The sequence below is a fragment of the Nonomuraea sp. NPDC049269 genome (assembly GCF_043197155.1).
Taxonomy (GTDB): domain Bacteria; phylum Actinomycetota; class Actinomycetes; order Streptosporangiales; family Streptosporangiaceae; genus Nonomuraea.
This window is the reverse complement of sequence record NZ_JBICSO010000011.1, coordinates 211,226-229,301: the sequence shown is the minus strand read 5'-3', so window position 1 is coordinate 229,301 and position 18,076 is coordinate 211,226. Positions and strand designations below refer to the sequence as shown.

20 protein-coding genes are annotated in these 18,076 nt (G+C 71.7%); 13 read left to right on the top strand and 7 right to left on the bottom strand.

The genetic code is table 11. The features are described 5' to 3' along the window. Positions 1-8: 8 nt before the first annotated feature. Positions 9-1,028 (top strand): LacI family DNA-binding transcriptional regulator, encoded by a 1,020-nt coding sequence (locus ACGFNP_RS50450; RefSeq protein WP_393330465.1) that lies wholly within the window; start codon positions 9-11, stop codon positions 1,026-1,028. 18 nt (positions 1,029-1,046) lie between these two features. On the opposite strand, the gene ACGFNP_RS50445 is transcribed toward ACGFNP_RS50450, so the two are convergent. Next, positions 1,047-1,478 (bottom strand): nuclear transport factor 2 family protein, encoded by a 432-nt coding sequence (locus ACGFNP_RS50445; protein ID WP_393330462.1) that lies wholly within the window; start codon positions 1,476-1,478, stop codon positions 1,047-1,049. Positions 1,479-1,519: 41 nt separating this feature from the next. After that, positions 1,520-1,912 carry a hypothetical protein gene (locus tag ACGFNP_RS50440; RefSeq protein ID WP_358320242.1) on the bottom strand — a complete coding sequence of 131 codons (393 nt, stop codon included), beginning with the start codon at positions 1,910-1,912 and terminating at the stop codon, positions 1,520-1,522. Positions 1,913-2,010: 98 nt separating this feature from the next. Between ACGFNP_RS50440 and ACGFNP_RS50435 the strand changes: the two genes are divergently transcribed. Continuing rightward, the gene (locus ACGFNP_RS50435; protein WP_358320245.1) at positions 2,011-2,973 is read left to right on the top strand and encodes a helix-turn-helix domain-containing protein; all 963 of its coding nucleotides are present in this window, start codon (positions 2,011-2,013) and stop codon (positions 2,971-2,973) included. A gap of 125 nt (positions 2,974-3,098) precedes the next feature. Then, on the top strand, positions 3,099-3,368 hold the full coding sequence (locus ACGFNP_RS50430) for a hypothetical protein (RefSeq protein ID WP_358320249.1): 270 nt from the start codon (positions 3,099-3,101) through the stop codon (positions 3,366-3,368). 27 nt (positions 3,369-3,395) lie between these two features. Here the strand turns inward: ACGFNP_RS50430 and ACGFNP_RS50425 are convergent, their stop codons facing one another. After that, positions 3,396-4,424: a LacI family DNA-binding transcriptional regulator gene (locus ACGFNP_RS50425; protein WP_393330457.1), complete on the bottom strand. Its 1,029-nt coding sequence runs from the start codon at positions 4,422-4,424 to the stop codon at positions 3,396-3,398. Between the two features lie 210 nt (positions 4,425-4,634). On the opposite strand from ACGFNP_RS50425, the gene ACGFNP_RS50420 reads away from it, so the two are divergent. Next, positions 4,635-5,360: a ThuA domain-containing protein gene (locus ACGFNP_RS50420; RefSeq protein WP_358320255.1), complete on the top strand. Its 726-nt coding sequence runs from the start codon at positions 4,635-4,637 to the stop codon at positions 5,358-5,360. A 7-nt stretch (positions 5,361-5,367) separates the two neighbouring features. Then, positions 5,368-6,408, top strand: coding sequence for a Gfo/Idh/MocA family protein (locus ACGFNP_RS50415; protein ID WP_393330453.1), 1,041 nt, complete (start codon positions 5,368-5,370; stop codon positions 6,406-6,408). Between the two features lie 4 nt (positions 6,409-6,412). Here ACGFNP_RS50415 and ACGFNP_RS50410 read toward each other — a convergent pair whose 3' ends face one another. Then, entirely contained in the window at positions 6,413-8,104 is a 1,692-nt protein-coding gene (locus ACGFNP_RS50410; RefSeq protein ID WP_393330450.1) for an IucA/IucC family protein, read from the bottom strand. A gap of 54 nt (positions 8,105-8,158) precedes the next feature. On the opposite strand from ACGFNP_RS50410, the gene ACGFNP_RS50405 reads away from it, so the two are divergent. The 7 genes from ACGFNP_RS50405 to ACGFNP_RS50375 all read left to right on the top strand — a co-directional run bounded on the left by ACGFNP_RS50405 (position 8,159) and on the right by ACGFNP_RS50375 (position 14,281). Continuing rightward, positions 8,159-9,778 carry an IucA/IucC family protein gene (locus ACGFNP_RS50405; RefSeq protein WP_393330447.1) on the top strand — a complete coding sequence of 540 codons (1,620 nt, stop codon included), beginning with the start codon at positions 8,159-8,161 and terminating at the stop codon, positions 9,776-9,778. 82 nt (positions 9,779-9,860) lie between these two features. Next, positions 9,861-9,992 carry a lasso RiPP family leader peptide-containing protein gene (locus tag ACGFNP_RS50400; protein ID WP_358320265.1) on the top strand — a complete coding sequence of 44 codons (132 nt, stop codon included), beginning with the start codon at positions 9,861-9,863 and terminating at the stop codon, positions 9,990-9,992. Positions 9,993-10,007: 15 nt separating this feature from the next. After that, complete coding sequence (locus ACGFNP_RS50395; RefSeq protein WP_393330443.1) at positions 10,008-11,840, top strand: asparagine synthase-related protein; 1,833 nt, start codon at positions 10,008-10,010, stop codon at positions 11,838-11,840. Then, positions 11,840-12,100 carry a lasso peptide biosynthesis PqqD family chaperone gene (locus tag ACGFNP_RS50390; RefSeq protein ID WP_358320271.1) on the top strand — a complete coding sequence of 87 codons (261 nt, stop codon included), beginning with the start codon at positions 11,840-11,842 and terminating at the stop codon, positions 12,098-12,100. The genes ACGFNP_RS50395 and ACGFNP_RS50390 overlap by 1 nt, the downstream gene beginning before the upstream one ends. Then, positions 12,097-12,522 carry a lasso peptide biosynthesis B2 protein gene (locus ACGFNP_RS50385; RefSeq protein ID WP_393330440.1) on the top strand — a complete coding sequence of 142 codons (426 nt, stop codon included), beginning with the start codon at positions 12,097-12,099 and terminating at the stop codon, positions 12,520-12,522. Before ACGFNP_RS50390 ends, ACGFNP_RS50385 begins: the two co-directional genes overlap by 4 nt. Beyond that, complete coding sequence (locus ACGFNP_RS50380) at positions 12,519-13,466, top strand: ABC transporter ATP-binding protein (RefSeq protein WP_358320277.1); 948 nt, start codon at positions 12,519-12,521, stop codon at positions 13,464-13,466. The genes ACGFNP_RS50385 and ACGFNP_RS50380 overlap by 4 nt, the downstream gene beginning before the upstream one ends. After that, positions 13,463-14,281: an ABC transporter permease gene (locus ACGFNP_RS50375; protein WP_358320280.1), complete on the top strand. Its 819-nt coding sequence runs from the start codon at positions 13,463-13,465 to the stop codon at positions 14,279-14,281. Before ACGFNP_RS50380 ends, ACGFNP_RS50375 begins: the two co-directional genes overlap by 4 nt. Positions 14,282-14,291: 10 nt before the next feature. Here the strand turns inward: ACGFNP_RS50375 and ACGFNP_RS50370 are convergent, their stop codons facing one another. The 3 genes from ACGFNP_RS50370 to ACGFNP_RS50360 form a co-directional block, all read right to left on the bottom strand. Beyond that, on the bottom strand, positions 14,292-14,963 hold the full coding sequence (locus ACGFNP_RS50370; protein ID WP_393330436.1) for a hypothetical protein: 672 nt from the start codon (positions 14,961-14,963) through the stop codon (positions 14,292-14,294). Between the two features lie 61 nt (positions 14,964-15,024). Next, a complete protein-coding gene (locus ACGFNP_RS50365; RefSeq protein ID WP_393330433.1) occupies positions 15,025-16,170 on the bottom strand; it encodes an esterase-like activity of phytase family protein in 1,146 nt (381 codons plus the stop codon). 99 nt (positions 16,171-16,269) lie between these two features. Continuing rightward, on the bottom strand, positions 16,270-17,034 hold the full coding sequence (locus ACGFNP_RS50360) for an SDR family NAD(P)-dependent oxidoreductase (RefSeq protein ID WP_393330431.1): 765 nt from the start codon (positions 17,032-17,034) through the stop codon (positions 16,270-16,272). 199 nt (positions 17,035-17,233) lie between these two features. On the opposite strand from ACGFNP_RS50360, the gene ACGFNP_RS50355 reads away from it, so the two are divergent. Further along, positions 17,234-18,058, top strand: a complete 825-nt coding sequence (locus tag ACGFNP_RS50355) for a fumarylacetoacetate hydrolase family protein (RefSeq protein WP_393330429.1) — start codon at positions 17,234-17,236, stop codon at positions 18,056-18,058. Positions 18,059-18,076: the final 18 nt, after the last annotated feature.

The following is an 18,076-nucleotide window of genomic DNA, read 5'->3' as shown; positions in this document are numbered from 1 at the left end:
GAGGCCTCGTGAAGCGACCGACGATCGCCGACATCGCCAGCCGTGCGGGAGTCTCCAAAGTGGCCGTCTCCTACGCGCTCAACGGGCAGCCGGGGGTGTCGGAGGCGACTCGCGCGCGGATCGTCGCCATCGCCGAGGAGATCGGCTGGCAGCCCAACAGCGCCGCCCGCGCGCTGAACGGCGCCAGGGCCCACACCGTGGGGCTCGCGCTGTGCCGTCCCGCGCGCTTCCTGGGCGTCGAGCCGTTCTTCATGGAGCTCATCAGCGGCATCGAGAGCGTGCTGGCGGACCGCTCGTACGCCCTGATGCTCCAGGTCGTCACCGACCACCAGCAGGAGATAGAGGTGTACCGGCGCTGGTGGGGCGAGCGTCGCACGGACGGCGCCTTCCTCGTCGACCTGCGTTACTCCGATGCCCGGGTGCCCGCCATGGAGCAACTGGGTCTGCCGGTCGTGGTGATCGGCCACCCCGCCGCGTCGGGCTCGCTGCCCGCGGTCTGGTCCGACGACGGCGAGGCGATCCGCGAGACCATCGCCTATCTCATCGCGCTCGGGCACCGCCGCATCGCCCGGGTCGCCGGACTGTCCAAGCTGGTCCACACGGCGGTGCGCGACCAGGCGTTCGCGGAGTCGTGCGCGGGCGCGGCCGAACACGTGACCGTGCACACCGACTACACCGGCGAGGAGGGCGCCAGGGCGACCAGGCGGCTGCTCAGCTCGGCGGACCGGCCCACCGCGATCGTCTACGACAACGACATCATGGCGGTGGCGGGCCTGTCCGTCGCCCAGGAGATGCGGCTCGACGTGCCGCGCGACCTGTCGATCGTCGCCTGGGACGACTCCCCGCTGTCCCAGGTCGTCCGCCCGCCGCTCACCGCGCTCACCCGGGACATCCCGGCGTACGGCGCGCACGCCGCCCAGCGGCTGCTGGCCCTGATCGAGGGCGAGAGCGTGCCCCCGTTCGAGGACCAGGCGGCCAGGCTGACCCCCCGCGGCAGCACCGGCGCCATGCTGATCAACACGCGTTGAGCGACCGCCGGGGCCGTTTCAGCGGATGGTGCGCCAGGACTGCTCCTCCACGAGCTCGCGGCTCCGCCAGCCGTCGGCGGTGCGCACCATCCGGTGGTGGTACCAGCCACCGCCCTGGATCAGCCCCTTGCTGTCCGCGGAGACCAGCTCGCGCGAGGGGGCGAGGGTGTCGGCGAACGCCGCGCTCACCCGGGCCTCGCCGGACTCGAAGACGATCCCGGTGGCGCCGATCAGGTGCAGCCGGCCTGGCCAGCCGGACAGGACGTCGGCGAGCCAGGTCTTGATCTCGGCCCGCGTGCCGCGGATGCCGCCCGCCGTGGTGTAGTCGATCACCGCGTCAGGGGTGAACACCTCGTCGAGCAGGTCCCAGTCGCCCGAGTCGACGGCGCGGGCGTACTGGGCCAGCACGTCGGCGATCTGGAGGCGGTCGGCGATCTCGCGGTCGTCCATACCGTGATCAAACCAAACGCTTGCTCAAAACGCCAGCCGGTTCAGTGGGCGTGGGCGTGGGTGTACTCGTCGCGCCGCCGCAGCATCGCCAGCAGCATGAGCGGGAACATCGCCACGTGCGCGGCCATCATCAGCCCCATCCCGTCGATGACCCCCATCCACAGCAGCGGGAACAGCGGCACGACCGGGACGAACATGGCGGCGCACATCTCCAGCGTGGCGGCCCAGCCGTGCCCTCGGAAGCGCATCCAGGCGGCCATGCCGACGGACATGTCGAAGGCCATGAGCAGGTAGGCGAGCTCGGGATCCCGCTCGTACGACGGACTGATCCCGACGGCGTCCAGCAGGAAGCCGAGCGCGAACATCCCGACGAACATCGCGATGACCATTTCCACGTAGTGCCCGGCGAAGCGGCCCCATGATCTCTGCGTCATGTGGCAACTGTGCCGTTCCTCCGCCTCCACCGGCAAAGGAGGGAAATCAGTAGGTCTGGAATCTTGGGATGCCGGTCCGTCCGACGTAGGGTCTGGCCATGACCGTACGGCGGATGGTCGTCATCGGCTATGAGGCGGCGTCGCTGCTCGACATCGCCTGCGTCACCAGCACCCTGGAGACGGCGAACGACCACGCCGGCCTCCCCCTCTACGAAGTCCGGCTGGCCACGCCCGGCGGCCACCCCATCACCTGCGGCACCGGCCTGATCGTGCAGGGCCAGGAGGTCCTCGAACGCGTCACCGGACCCCTCGACACGATCGTCGTCACCGGTGGCATCGGCCACCTGGACGCGGCGGAGAACCGGCTGATCCTGGCGCACGTCCGCCGCCTCGCGCGCGAGAGCCGCCGCGTCTCGTCGGTGTGCACGGGAGCCGGCGTCCTGGCCGCGGCGGGCCTCCTGGACGGCCGGCGCGTGACCACGCACTGGGAGTGGGCGTACGACCTGTCCAAGAGGTACCCCGCGGTCACGTTCGATCCCGGCCCCATCTTCATCCGCGACGGGAACGTCCGCACGGCGGCCGGCGTCACCAGCGCCCTCGACCTCATGCTGGCCTTCATCGAGGAGGACAGCGGCGCCGAGCTCGCCAGGAAGGTGGCCCGCAGCCTGGTGACCTATCTGCAACGGCCCGGCAACCAGGCGCAGATGAGCATCTTCACCGTCGCGCCGCCGTACACCGACAGCCTGGTCAGGCAGGTGGCCGACTACGTCACCGGCCATCTGGACGCCGACCTGGCCACCGCCACGCTCGCGGCCGGCGCCGGCGTGAGCGAGCGGCACCTGACCCGGCTGTTCCTCAAGAACCTGGGGCAGACCCCCGGCCGGTACGTCCGGCAGGCCCGCACGGAGGCGGCCGCCCACCTGCTGGCCTCGACCTCCCTGCCCATGGCCGGTGTGGCCGCCCGCTGCGGCTTCGGCACGGCCGAGACACTGCGGCAGGCGTTCGTCGACCGCTACGGGATCCCGCCGTCGCGTTATCGGCTGACGCAGCGATCGGCGTGACCATTCGCCAGTCGGCGGAGTTTACCTGGATCCACTCCTTGAAATCGCCACGAAGTTATGTCCGGCGGGCTTCGAATACAGGACGAATCACCGGGTAAACGCTCGGTGAAGACAAGGAGTGCGCGGTGACTGCGACGCACGAGATGGTCATGGTCGGGGTCTCCGACTCAGGGACCGAAGAATGGTTGTGCCCGGAATGCGGCAGGCGAACGCTGATGCGCTGGCAGCCCGACTACGAGAAGGTCGTCCTCGACGTCGGCGATGAGCTCGCCACCCACTTCGGCGGCAGGGGCGGCGCCCACATGCCTACCGGGAAGGTCAACCCGGAGGTCCAGGAGCGCGACGTCGAGTGGCTGCGTCGCCACGGCATCGACTGGTATGGGCAACCCTCCTGACCCCCGCGCGGAAGCGGTCGCCCGGCCTCAGCGGGCCGGCGGCGGCGCGGTGGACTGCCGCCGGACCAGCTCGACGGCGATCTGCGTGTCCCTGCTCGTCATGCCGGGCCGCCGGACGCGCTGCGCGAGGTGCCAGACCGCCTGCGCGCCCAGGAGTTCCTTGTCGGCCGCGATCGTGGTGAGCGGCGGCGCGGCGCGCGCGGCCATGGCCACGTCGTCGTACCCGACCACGCTGATGTCGTGCGGCACCCGGAGGCCGCGGTCGCGCATCGCGTCGAGCGCGCCCAGCGCCGACTCGTCGTTGGCGCAGAACACCGCCGTCGGCGGCACCGGTAACGCGAGCAGGGCGGCCATCTGCTCGTAACCCGTCTCGAAGCTGAAGTCGCCGCGCCGGATGTAGGCGGGGTCCGGACGCAGGCCGTGCTCGGCGAGCGCCCGGCGGTATCCGGCCAGCCGCCGGGCCGCGGGGACGATCCGGTCGTCCGCGGTGATGACGGCGGGCGGCGGGCCGGTGTGCCCGAGCTCCAGCAGGTGGCGGGTGGCGAGGTAGCCGCCGGTCTCGTCGTCGTGGCGTACGTGGTCGACGGGCAGCTCCTCGACGGCGTGTTCGAGCAGCACGCAGGGGACGCCCGCATCGAGGATCCGGCGCAGGTATGCGCGGTCGGGCGCGAGGCTCAGCATCAGCAGCCCGGCGACCTGGCCGCGCTCGACGCAGAGCGGCAGCCGGTCAGCGTCCGGCTGGACCACCTCGTACGTCATGGACATCCCGAGCTCCGCGCACGCCTGCTGGGCGCCGAACAGGACGGGGCCGTAGTAGGGGTTGGCCGGCGAGAACATGTCGGTCGCCCAGGACACGAACCCGATCATGCCGCTCTCCGCGGCGGCCCGGCGCGCCCGCGGCCGGTAGCCGAGCTCCTCGGCCGCCTGCCGTACCGCGGATCCGGTGTCCGGGGACACCCAGGACTTGCCGGAGAAGACAGCGGACGCCGTGCCGATGGACACCCCGGCGCGCTCGGCCACCTCCTTGAGGGTGGCGCGGCCCAGTTCCCGTCTCATCGCCCCTCAATGTAGAGCATTGACCACCGCCCCGGATCGACGTAATTTCACTGAAATAGTCTTCTATTTTCACTAAAAAGGCCACAAAGCGCAGCCGAAGGACTGGCCTACCTGACAGTGGCTTCAACGCCCGCGAGAGCGGCGAGAACCAGGTGCGACAGCGAGTCGACGACGTCAGAGGGCCACACGGCCCCTCGGGGAGGCAAGCGGATGCCGGTCAAGGTCACGGTCTGGAGCGAGAACTACCACGAGCCACGCGAGGAGGACGTACGCCTGCGCTACCCGGACGGCATTCACGGCGCGATCGCCGCCGGCCTGACCGAGCGGCTCGGCGACCGCGTACGGGTGCGCACCGCGATCCTGGAGGACCCCGAGCACGGGCTGTCGGAGAAGGACCTCGCCGAGACCGACGTGCTCACCTGGTGGGGGCACATGGCCCACGAGGAGGTGTCCGATGAGGTAGTGGAGCGGGTGCATCAGCGCGTGCTCGGCGGGATGGGCCTGCTGGTGCTGCACTCGGGCCACTACTCGAAGATCTTCCGCAAGCTGATGGGCACCACCTGCTCGCTCACTTGGCGCGACGCGGCCGAGCGCGAACTGGTCTGGACGGTCACCCCCGGCCACCCCATCGCCGAGGGCGTGCCGCGCCCGCTGGTCATCGGCGAGCAGGAGACGTACGGCGAGCCGTTCGGCATCCCCGAGCCCGACGAGCTGGTCTTCATCAGCAATTTCAGCGGCGGCGAGGTGTTCCGCAGCGGCTGCTGCTACCGCCGTGGCCTGGGCCGGATCTTCTACTTCAGCCCCGGCGACCAGGGGCACCCGGTCTACCACCACCCTGACGTACGGCGCGTGCTGGCCAACGCGGTGCTGTGGGCCGCACCCCCGTCCGGCGTCGGCGACCCCCTGCGGAACGCGCACACCCCCATCACCTGGTAGGAGCCGCATGACCTTCATCACTCTCGACGAGGACCGTCCGCTGCGGGCCGTGGTGGTCGGCGCCGGGTTCATCGGCGGCCAGTGGGCGCCGGAGCTGCTGGCCCATCCCGGCACCGAACTGGTGGGCTGGGTGGACGTGGCCGAGGAGCGCGCCCGCGCCGCCGCCGCGACCCTCGGCCTGGACGGGCTGCCCGTCAGTGCCTCGCTCACCGCCGTACTCGACGGCGAGGAGCCCGACTTCATCGTCAACTGCACCGTCCCCGAGGCGCATCGCGAGGTGACCGTCACCGCCCTGGAGCGCGGGGTGTCGGTGCTCAGCGAGAAGCCGATGTCGATCACGCTGGACGAGGCGCGCACTATGGTGAGCGCGGCGGACCGGGCGCGGCGGCTGTTCGCGGTCAACCAGAACCGCCGCTTCCTGCCGAACCTGGTGGCCTTCCGCCGGACGGTGGCCGAGCTCGGGCCGCTCGGGCTGCTGACCTCGGAGTTCTTCATGCCGTACGAGGGGCCTCCGTTCCTGTCCGCGCTGGAGCATCCCCTGTTACAGGACATGGCCATCCACCTGTTCGACGCGGCCCGCGCGGTGTCGGGGGCCGATCCGGTGAGCGCCTACTGCGAGTCGTTCCGGCCGCCGTGGACCTGGTATTCCGGCGCCTGCTCCGCCACGGCGATCTTCGAGATGACCGGCGGGCTGCGCTACACGTTCACGGGGAGCTGGTCCGCGCCCGGCCAGGCGACGTCCTGGACCGGAAGCTGGCGGGCCGCCGGAGCGCACGGCACGGCACGCTGGGACGGCGAGGGCCGGCCGACGGTGGAGACGGTCAAGGGGCACGAGGCACGCCGGCACCCGCCGGAGCCGGACCGATACCCGGGGCGGCGCCGGTTCAGCGGGCTGGCTGAGGGGCTGGAGGAGTTCCTGACCGGGCTGCGTACCGGGCAGGCTCCGCAGGGAGAGTGCCACGACAACATCCGAAGCCTGGCCATGGTGGCGGCGGCCCTGGAATCGGCCCGCACCGGAGCCCGGGTGCCGGTGGCGTTCGACGTGTGATGGGTCAGGTTTGTGACAGCGGGTTGGGGAACCGGGCCCAGCGGTCGCCCGCGGGGCCGCCGTCGAGCTGCATCACCGTGTGCGCCTTGACGGGGAGCTCCGTGCCGAACAGCGCCGCCCGGTCGGCGCGGGTGTCGCCGGTGGCGGGCAGGTCGTCGAACACCTGGACGGCCGCCGCCGCCACCGCCGCCCACAGCCGCGCCTCCACCTCCCGGTCGCCCTGACCGAGGGCGGAGACGAGGCTGCTGAACGTGGTGCCGACGAGCGAGCCGAACAGCTTGGCGTGTAGTTCGCCCGGATCGTCGGTGATGAGCCGCGGGCTCAGCGGCGGCGGCGTCAGGCCGTTACGGCGCAGGCGCGCGGGGCTGACCCTGATGTCGGCCAGGTCCCGGTAGACCAGGCGTAGCGGGCGGCCGCGGCGGTCCAGGACGACCAGCAGGTTCTGCCCGTGCGCCTCCAACGTCACGCCGTACGCCAGCAGCCGCAGCCCCGCCCCCCACGCCAGCCGCGCGAACTCCGCCAGCCACCCCAGCCCGGCGGCACGCGGCGGTCGTGCACCCGGCTGACCGCCTGTCGGCAGGCCGCCGATCAGGGGCGGACCACCGTTCGGGGGCCGGACGATGAGGGCCGCCACCGGGACCACGGTCTCCCCCGCGCCCGCGTACTCCGACGGCGACTCGCGCAGCAGGACCGCCAGGTCGGCGCTCGGCTCGCCGTTCACCACCGCGCAGGCCGCGGCCAGGTTGCGGGTGATCCGCAGCCCTCCGTCCAGCCGCCGCGCCAGGTCCACCAGCATGGCCGAGAGCGGCGCGCTGTCCCATATCGAGCCCGGCGAGATGTCGCGCACGTTGGACGTCATCCGCGTGGAGAACGCCGTCTTGAGATGCGGCCCGCCGCCGACGGGCGCGAGCGTGCGTACGCAGATCAGCGGCCGGGCCGGGATCCCACCCGCCACGAGCGGCCGCAACCCGAGCTCGCGCAGCACATGCCTGCTCTGCCACGGGTGGGCGGGCAGCAGCAGCCGGTCGATGTCGCGCAGCCAGTCGGGCCACGACCCGACCACCACGCACCGCGACACCGGCACCGCTATCAGGTCCAGGTCGACCACGGGGCGGTGCTCGGGCATGTACGCCAACTGCTCCGCCACCGACACGCCGGGCCGGTTACGGCAGCACGGATGGTATGGATGCCCGTCCACCACACTCTGCTCGAACCACTCCAGCGACCGCTCATCCAGCCCCGTCCCCGCTCCCGTCCCTGCTCCCGTCCCTGCTCCCGTCCCTGCTCCGGCGCGGGCGAGGGCCAGTGAGGCGACGCTGCGCTCCAGGTCGGCGCCGAAGCGCGCCGCCCCGGGCAGGCCGAGCGCTGCCACCAGCTCGCCCGGCCGCGTGTACACCCGCCCGTCCAGCAGCACCGCCGCGTCCTCGCCCACCTCCAGGTCGTACGGCGACCGGCGAGGCCCGGTGAGCAGCCGCCCGTCGGACAACCGGATCCGCCCGAGCGCGGACTCCCGACCGACCAGCCCGGGCACCGGCTCGTACAGCAGCCCCCGCCAGAGCAGCCCGAGCACGGTGGATCGCGCCCCAGGCAGCGCCTCGGCGTAGGCGGCGGCCAGGCCGGGCCGGATTCGCGCGAGCTCTGCGGCAAATTCGGCTTCTGCCCGACCTTGAGGGGGATCCTCCAAATCAATACTCATAACGGGTAGTTACCCCGTGTATGGTCGCCGATACGAGTGGTGAGGGGGCCTGCGATGACACGCCATCCCGAGGGACCGGACGCGGCGCAGGCGACCCTACGGTCCGGCCCGGACGGCGACCGCGCCGACGCTCTCACGGTGACAGCTCTCCTCAACTGCCTCGTCCGCGAGGTGGCCAGGCCCGAAAGCGGCCAGGACGACGGCCACCGGCTCTACCGCTTGCCGACGACCGGCCACCTGCTGCGGGTACGCGCTGGACGCTACCCCGGGCACCCCGCCCTGTACACGGCCGGCGGCTGGCTCCCCCTGTCCCTGGACCCCCTGGTGGCACTGACCGCCGAGGAGCTGACCGCGTACACCGGTGTCTCCAACGGCACCCTCGCCGGCGAGATCCGCCACAGCAGGGACGTCGTCGCCACCCTGCTGTCCGCCCGGTTCCCGGCCGCCCGGACCTCGCCCATCGAGCTGTTCCTGCGGTCCGAGCAGGCCCTGGTGGCGGGGCACCGCTACCACCCGGCGCCCAAGGCCCGTGGCGGGCTCGGCCCGGACTCCTGGCTCCCCTACGCGCCCGAGGCCCGCGCCCGCTTCCCGCTGACCCTGCTCGGCGTGCCGCCCGAGGCCGTACTGCAGGAGGGCGACCCCACAGCGCTGGACGGGCTCGGCCCGCCGCCACCCGATGGCGGCCTCCTGCTGCCCGCCCACCCCTGGCAACTGGAGCTACTGGGCGGACCGCCCGCCCTGCGCGACGGGCGGCTGCGGTATCTGGGCGAGAGCATCGTGGCCGTGCCGACCTCGTCGCTGCGCACGGTGTACCTGCCGGACGCGGACCTGTTCTGCAAGTTCAGCCTCGACGTCCGGATCACCAACGACGTCCGCCGCCTGTGGTCCCACGACCTGCGCCGGCTGACCACGATCGACGGCCTGCTGCGCGCGGTCTTCGACGACCTGCCCGCGCACCTGCCGAGACCGTCCGTGCTGTCCGACCGGGGTTACCGCACCGTGGACCTCGGCGACGGCGGCGAGGCGCTGGCGGTGATCGTACGCGACGGCCTGGGCGCGCACCTGCGGCCCGGCCTGACGGCACTGCTGGCGGCGGGGATCGGCGAAGGCTTCCCCGGCAACCCGCTCGACGGCCTCGACGAGGACCGCGCCCTCACCTGGTGGCAGCGCTACCTCGAGCACGTCGTACCACCGGTCCTGCACGCGTACCTGCGCCACGGCCTGGTCCTGGAGTGCCACCTGCAGAACGTGCTCGTCGGCGTGGACGCCACCGGAACCCCGGCACAGGCGATCTTCCGCGACCACGAGGGCGTCAAGCTGGTCACCGACCGGCACCCCGAAGTCCCGGGCGTCAGCGCCGCCTACGGCTGGGAGCGGCTGGTCTCCTGCCTGGTGACCAACAATCTGTGGGAGATCGCCGGGGCGATCGAGGAGCGCCACGTGGGCCTCGGCGGGGAGCTGTGGGCGCGGGCCAGAGATCTGCTGGCCGGCTACGCGGGAGACCATGTGCGGATCCGCGCCCTGCTGGCGGCCTCCCACGTGCCCGCCAAGGCCAACCTGCTGCTGCGCTGGCTCGGCGCCGACGGCGGCGAGATGCGCTGCGTGCCCGTCCCCAATCCGCTGCGACCAGTAGCGGGGCGGCACAGAAACCGTGACCATGGTCATCGCTACTAGTAACCAAATAGCTACTGTCAGTGACGATGGCGGATAGGTAGACAGGTCGTGTCCGGCCATCATCTCTGAGAGGAGAAGGGTCATGCACGCACCAGCGGCGTACGAGCCGCCCGCCCTGGTTGAGGTCGGCGATTTCGCCGATCTCACGTGCGGTCACCCGTCGGGCTTCGTCATCGACTGGTCCCCCCATCCGTTTCAGTGGTTCTCCGGCTGACGGGCGGGAGCGACAGTGCCAGGCGAGATGTGGTTCGCCGTGCTGCCCGACGGTGAAGCAGGTCTTGCCGCGGCAGGAGTTCTGCTCCCCAGGGCCGGTCAGGTGATCGAGCACGCCTCCGGGCGGCCGTGGTTGATCGGCGACTGGCCCGGCCACCAGCTCCGTCTGGCGGCCGTGGGAGCGGCGCGGGTGGCGGTGCTCGGGCGCTGTCCGGTCACCGCCACCGACCTGGCGCTGCGGCTGGATCGGATCTCCGACATCGAGCGGATCGAACAGGTCGTCGCGGGGCTGGCGGGCAGCTTCCACCTGACCGCCTCGATCGACGGCAGGACGGCGGTGCGCGGCACCGCCTCGGCCGTGCGGCGGATCTTCCACGCCCGCGTACGCGGTGTGACGGTGGCCGCCAGCCGCTCCGACGTGCTCGCCTGGGCGACCGGCGGACGGATCAACGAGCAGGTGCTGGCCACGCGGCTGCTCCCGAGCGGGGTGGTCGCCCCGTTGCAGGACCTCGGCGTGTGGCGCGACGTCACCTGCCTGCCCCCCGACCGGACCCTGCTGATCGAACCCGACGGCACGACCCGCGTCCGCACCTGGTGGTATCCCCCCGAACCAACCCTGCCCCTGGCCGAGGGGGCGACCGCTCTCCGCGCGGCGCTGACCGGCGCCGTGGACACCTGCACCGCGGACGGCGGCACGATCAGCGCCGACCTGTCCGGCGGACTCGACTCCACCAGTCTCTGCTTCCTAGCCGCCCGCGGCCCGGCAAGCCTGATCACCGTGCACTGCGAGGGCATGGACCCGGGCAACGACGACCCGGCCTGGGCCTTCCGCGCGGCCACCGCCCTGTCCGCGGCCACGCACCTCGTCATCGGCAACGACGAGCTCCCGCTGTGGTTCGCCGGCCTGACCGAGTCCCAGCCGGCGATGGAGGAGCCGTCGGGCTGGGTCCGCGACACGGCACGGCTGGCCGACCTGGCCTGGCGGCTGGGCACCGCCGGCTCCCGGCTGCACCTGATGGGGGTCGGCGGCGACGAGCTGTTCTCCCCCCTTCCGCCCTACCTCCACGACCTGGTCAGAGAGCGCCCGTTCAGCGCGCCCGCGCACCTGCGCGCCCGCCGGGCCCGGTGGCGGACCTCCTGGTGGCGGATGCTGCGGGCGACAGCCGATCGCACCGGCCACCCGGCCTGGCTGGGCCGCTGCGCCGCCGAGCTGCGCGCCGCGCCCGCGGCCCCGGACCCGCACTCGATGGCATGGGGACCACCGCTGCGCATGCCGCCCTGGGCCACTCCCGGCGCCGTCAACGCGGCCCGCGACGTGCTGGCCGGGATCGCCGCCGGGCAGCCTGCGCCGCTGTCGCCGCGGCGCGCCCAGCACCAGGCCCTGCTCTACGCGCGGGCCGGCGGGGCCGGGCTGCGTCAGATCGACCAGGCCACCTCCCGGCTGGGGCTCCCGTACGCCGCGCCCTACCTGGATGACGCCGTGATCGAGGCCGCGCTGTCGGTGCGGCTGGACCAGCGCGCCGGCCTCGGCCGCTGCAAGCCGCTGCTGGCGGCGTCGATGGCCGGCATCGTGCCGTACGAGCTGCTGGAGCGCCCGACCAAGGGCGAATACAGCGCCGACTTCTACGCCGGATGGCGGCGCCATCGTGACGGCGTGCTGGAGCTGTTCGACGCGTCGGAGCTCGGCCGGCTCGGTCTGATCGACCCCGGCGCCCTCCGTGCCGCCCTGCTCGGCGTGCACCCGCTCCCGCATGTCATGGGCCCCCTGTCGCAGACGCTGGCCTGCGAGATATGGCTGCGCTCACTGACCCCCCTTTGGATGCCGGCCATGACCACGGGAGATTCGTGATGCCCTTCAGCCTGCGCGGCGACGTGTCCGCCGCGCACTCCATCGACGGCATGGTGCTGCTCGACGAGCGCACCGGCCGCTACTGGCAGCTCAACGCCACCGCCACGCTGGTTCTGCGCGCCCTGCTCTGCGGCGCAGCTCCGGGCGAGGTGGCCAAGAGGCTGACCGGCGACCACCAGGGGCTCTCCGCCGAGCAGGCGGACCGCGATGTCGCCGACCTGCTGGCGGCCCTGCGCCGAGCGGGACTGGTGATGTCATGAGCCACCCAATGACAGCCGAGGAACGCGCCTGGCCGCCGCTCGTCCGGACCCCCGCGGCGCTGCTTGCCGTCGCCGCGGCCCGGGCGCTGGCCGCGCTCACGCCGTACCGGATCCGGTGCGTGCTGCAGGTGATCCGGCGCGGCGCCGTCGCCGCGACGGCCGCGCAGGCCCTGGCCGCCAGGGACGACGTGGTGGCGGTGAGCGCGCGCTGCGCCGGGCCCGCCTGCCTGCAGCGCTCGCTGGCGACGGCCATCCTGTGCCGGCTGCGGGGCACCTGGCCCACCTGGTGCGCGGGGGTGCGCGTCGAGCCGTTCCGCGCGCACGCCTGGGTGCAGGTGAACGGGCAGCCGGTCGGCGAGCCCTACCCGGCCGGCTACTACCGGCCGATCATGACCGTCGCGGCCCCGACCACCGCGCCATGAGGCCGGGGACGATCCACACCCGCTCACTGCGCAAGTCCTACCAGGGCATGCGCGCGGTGTGCGGGATCAGCCTGAACATCGAGGCCGGCGAGATGTTCGGCTTTCTCGGACCCAACGGGGCGGGCAAGTCCACCACGATCTCGATGCTCTGCACGCTGCTGCGCCCCAGCGGCGGCCGGGCGCTCGTCGCGGGCATCGACGTACGCGACGACCCGAAAGAGGTACGCCGCCGCATCGGGCTGGTCTTCCAGGAGCCGACCGTCGACACGGACCTGACCGTCCGCGAGTATCTGGCCTTCCACGCCACGCTGTACGGCCTGGGCAAGCACGACGCGCGCCGCCGGGTGGCCGAGGCCGCGGACCTCGTGGGACTGACCGGCCTCGGCGACTCGCCGGCCCGCAAGCTGTCCGACAGCATGAGACGCCTCCTGGAGATCGCCCGCGGGCTGCTGCACGAGCCGGGGGTGCTGTTCCTCGACGAGCCCACGGTGGGCCTCAATCCACAGGCCCGCGCGGAGATCTGGGAGCACCTGCGCGAGCTGCGCCACCGCCGGTCCATCACCGTCTTCCTCACCACCCACTACCTGGAGGAGGCCGAGAGCTGCGACCACATCGCCATGGTCGACCGGGGCCGCGTGGTCGCCGACGACTCGCCGGCCGCGCTCAAACGGCTGATCGGCACGGACCGCATCCACCTGCGCACCGGCGACGACCAGGCCGCGGCCGCCACGCTCTCCGATTACCTGGGCCTGGCCAGCGCGTGGGGGCCGGACGGCCTGTACGTCCAGGTGACCGACGCGGCCACCGCCATCCCCTGGGTGTGCACCGTGCTCCGGGTGCCCGTGCACTCGATCGAGGTACGCCGGCCCAGCCTGGACGAGGTGTTCCTGCGCTACACCGGCCGGACCTTGGACGGCGCGGCGCGTTCGGAGGTGTCGCCGTGACCGCGAGCGCCGGCCTCACCATCTCGTCACGTGTCCTGCACCGGCTCCTGTGGGAGGCGCGGGCCGCCCATGTGGTGTGGCGGCGGGAGCTGCTCCACTCCGTCCGCAACCCGGCCCGCCTGCTCATGGCGCTGGCCCAGCCGGTCGTCTACCTGCTGGTGCTCGGCACCGGGTTCGCCGCCATGCTGCCGATCCGCGGCGGCTATCTCACCTACCTGTTTCCCGGTGTGCTGATGATGACCGTCCAGGCGCCCGCGATCGCCATCGGCGCCTCCATCGCGGTCGACCGCGAGGCCGGTTTCCTCAGAGAGATGCTGGTCGCGCCGGTCCACCGGGTGAGTCTGCTGGCCGGTCGGTGCGCGGGCGGCTCCACGGTCGCCACCTTCCAGGGTGTGCTCGTCCTTGGCCTGGCGGGGCCGGCGCACATCCCGTACGCGCCCGAGCTGATGATCCGGCTGGTCGCCGAGATGGCGCTGCTCGCGTTCGCCATGACCGCGTTCGTCACCCTGCTGGCCGTGGTCATCGCCCCGGCGCCGACCTTCCACGCGGTCATGGGGTGCACGCTGACGCCGATGACGTTCCTGTCGGGCGCGCTGTTCCCGATGGGGGGCCTGCCCGGCTGGCTGACCGCGCTCATGGTGGCCAACCCGCTCACCTACGTGGTCGACCTGCTCCGGCGGACCATCGCCCCCTACCTCGCGCCGCAGGAGCCTGCCGCCGTTCACTCGCCCGTCCTCATGGAGCTCACCGTCACCGCCGCGGTCGGCCTGCTCTCTCTCCTCCTGGCCGCCCACCGCCTCTCCCGCCCGCGCTGAGGGGCGGCCTCTAGACCAGGCCGACCATGAAACCCTCGTCGCGGATGCCCAGGTACGCCGCGGGACGATACTGCCGCATCGCCTGCTCGATGACCGGGATGTACTTGGGGTTGGAGCCGAGCGGGAGCCGGTAGCCGTTCTTGACCGTGTGGAACTCCCACAGGTGCTCCAGCTCCGGGTGGCGGGCGCGGAACCCGGGGTCGGCCGGGAAGAGGTCCAGGCGCACCATGACCTTGCGCATGATGTAGTCGGCGAGCTTGACGCGGCGCTGCTGGGTGCGCGAGATGCCCACCCCCGCCAGCTCGGCCCACGGCGCGGACCACGGCTTGCCCTGCGGATCGTCCCAGCGGACGCCGTAGCCGTCGAAGACCAGCTTGCGGGGGCGGCTGAGCTTGCGCCACGTGATGATCGGCAGGGCGCCGATGGCCAGGAAGAGCAGCCCGAACAGCCCGGCGACGACGGTGGCCCCGCCGCCGCCCGTCACCTGGCCGGTCAGCGTCGACACGATCGTGAAGAGCCCGATGACCCCCGCCACGGAGCCGCCGATCAGCGCCTTCACCTTGGCGTCCCCGCCTACGTCGATCACCACGGGAGGCGGCGCGAAGGCGGGAGGCTGCTGCTGGGGATAGGGGACGTTGAACGGCTGTGGCGGGAATTGTGGCTGTTGTGGACCGTACGTCATGAAACGCCAGGCTAGTTGGGGTGACCAGGACTCCCTTGCCGCTTCATTGTTTTGCGAAGTGTCAGCAGGTCCGGGTGGCGAAGGCCAAGAACTGTGTCGTCTCCTCGGTGTCGAAGTTGTCGTCGGACCCGATCACCAGCGTGCACTCGCCGGTGCGCAGCCGCGGTCCCCAGGCGAGGCTCTCCAGGTTCTGTACCGGCGTCCGGACCTCGTCGAGGTCGGCGACCAGGTGCTTGGACACCGCGCGGTAGGGATCGCCGGTGAACAGGCTGTCCCTGTCCAGCACGTTCGTGGCACCGCTCAGGTCGATCTCGTACAGCTTCACCCGGTAGCCGACGCCTTCGAGCCAGGAGCGTTCCAGCGCCAGGAACCGATGGTCGTCGATCGCGAGGATCTCCGAGACCCCGCTGTCGGTGTGCCCGGTCGGCGGGATGGGGGCGGTGGGCAGCGGGTCGACGCGGTAGACGTACTGGGCGCGCGGCGAGCCGCCGAAACGGTCCCACACGGTGAGGCGGGCCTCCGCGCCGTGCTCGACGGTCGGCGGCTCCCCGTCCTCGAACCGCGGGCCCTCGGTCATGGCCGTGATCGCGCGGGGGGTGACGGCCAGGCCCTCGATGCCGAAGTTACGCCTGGGGCCGTTGTCCGTGCCGGTCATGCGTAGGTTGGCGGGCATCGGCAGGTCGTCGGTCTGCCGCCCCTGGGTGTTGGCCCGGTGGACGTACAGGCCGGACAGCGGGATGTCCGGGTGACCGGCGTCCGGCCGGTCGCCTTCGTCGCCCCACAGCAGCCGCCGGGTCCACGGGTCGTAGCGGATGGACTCGGGGTCGGCGGACTCGGGCTTGCCGTACGGGGGGTAGGTGCTCCCGTCGGGGCGCAGGAGGGTGTTGGCCGAGGTGAGGTGCACCCCGGTGAAGGCGCCGGTCCAAGGGTCGATGTCGAGACGCCCGGTGTAGAAGCGGGCCGGGCCGTAGCGGCCACGGTCGTCGGAGATCAGGTACCAGGTGCCGGTGCGCGGGTCGCGGTCAATGCCGGACAGGCCGCCGACCGTGGTGCCGGCGTAGGGCATCTTGTGCGGCAGCCGCTGCTCGCCGAGGAAGCGGGTGATCTCCACGGCCCGCGGTGGGGCGCTCGCCGCCGTGGCTGCGGGCACGGCGGCAAGGCCGATCGTGACCGCGAAAGCCGCGGTAATTCCCAATATTCTCCGCATTGACCTCTCCCCGCTCGGTGATACCAGCGGGGATATGAGATCGCGGATCAGCGGGAAAGTCCATGCGGTTTAATTGGCGGCGATTGCCGAGAAAATGCCTCACATGATGGCGAGTTGCCCGCCGTCGATGACCAGCTCGGTGCCGTGGATGAAGGACGCGTCATCCGAGGCCAGGAAGGCGTATCCGGCCGCGACCTCCTCGGCCAGCCCGGCCCGGCCGAGCGGGATGTGGTCGCGCTCGTACGCCGACACGAAATCGTCGGCCAGTCCGGACGAGATCGCAGAATTCAATGGAGTCTTGATATATCCAGGACAAAGGGAATTAACCCGGATCCCGTGTTTTCCGAGCTCCACGGCCATTGTCTTGGAAAGCAGAAGCACGCCGCCTTTGGACGCGTTGTAATGCGCGTAATCGGCCTCTCCGCCGAGCCCGTTCGTGGACGACATGTTGAGGATCACCCCGCCGGAGCCGCGCTCCACCAGATGCCTGGCCACGGCCTGGGCGACCAGGAACATCCCCCGCAGGTTCACCGAGACGATCCGGTCCCAGTGATCGGGCGTGATCTCCAGGAACGGCTCGCGCCACGCGATGCCAGCGTTGTTGATCAGGACGTCGATGCCGCCCATCGTCGCGATCGCGCCGTCCACCAGCCGGGTGACGTCGTCCGCCGAACTGACGTCACCCGCCAGCCCGCTCACCTCGCCGAGCGGCGCGAGGTCGGCCACCGCCTGGTCCACTTCGGCTTCGCTCAGGCCGCCGAGCACGACCCGGGCGCCTTCCTCCAGGAATCTGCGGGCGGTGGCGGCGCCGATGCCGCTGCTGCCACCACTGATCAGCACCCGCTTCCCGGCCAGTCCGCGCATGATGCCCTCCTCTGTCGCCACTCCGCTCCGAAGGTAGCACTGGTTCCGCCATACGCAGGGGCGTTCTGCCATTCGGAAAATCAGCCGACGCCGAGCTGAAGGCCTGGAATGTTCCAAAGGACTCTTGACACGTGCTCAGGGTTGCTGATGTCCTTTCAGTAATTCGGAATAGCATTCCGTATAGCAGAATGGAGCAGACATGAGACTCGGCACGGCACGGGTCGGCGAGACCCGGTTCGCCGCGGTGCAGCGCGATGAGCTCTGGTACGCCCTCGACGTCCCACCCGGCACCTCGATGCGGGCGGTGCTGGCCGAGGGGCCCGATGAGATGCGGCGGCTGGCCGGTTCCGCGGCCCGGCCACTGCCCGACGCGGTTGCCGACGCGCCGGTGCGGCCCGGCAAGATCGTGGCGATCGGGCTCAACTACCTCGACCACATCCGCGAGGCCGGCACGGACAAGCCGGCGCGGCCGCTGATGTTCGCGAAGTTCCCGTCCAGCGTGATCGGCCCCGGCGAGCCGATCGTCATCGACGGCGACCTGACCGAGCGGGTGGACTGGGAAGTCGAGCTGGCCGCCGTCATCGGGACGCCGCTGCGCCGCGCGAGCCCGGGAGAGGCGCTGGCGGGCGTGGCCGGTTACACCGTCGCCAACGACGTCTCCGCGCGCGACCTGCAGTTCGCCGACGGGCAGTGGACCCGTGGCAAGAGCCTGGACACCTTCTGCCCGCTGGGCCCGGCCATCGTGACGCCCGACGAGCTCGACGACCCGCAGTCGCTGCGGCTGTGGACCACCGTCAACGGCGAGACCGTCCAGGACTCCAGCACCGCCGAGATGCTCTTCGGCATCGCCGAGTTGCTCGCCTACTGCTCGCGCGCCTTCACCCTCGATCCGGGCGACGTCGTGCTGACCGGCACGCCGTGGGGCTGCGGCGAGTTCATGGACCCGAGGCGCTCGCTCAACCCCGGCGACACCGTCGAGGTGGGCGTCGAGGGCATCGGCACGCTGGCCAACCCGGTGGCGTGAAGCGGTGGCCCCGCGCGG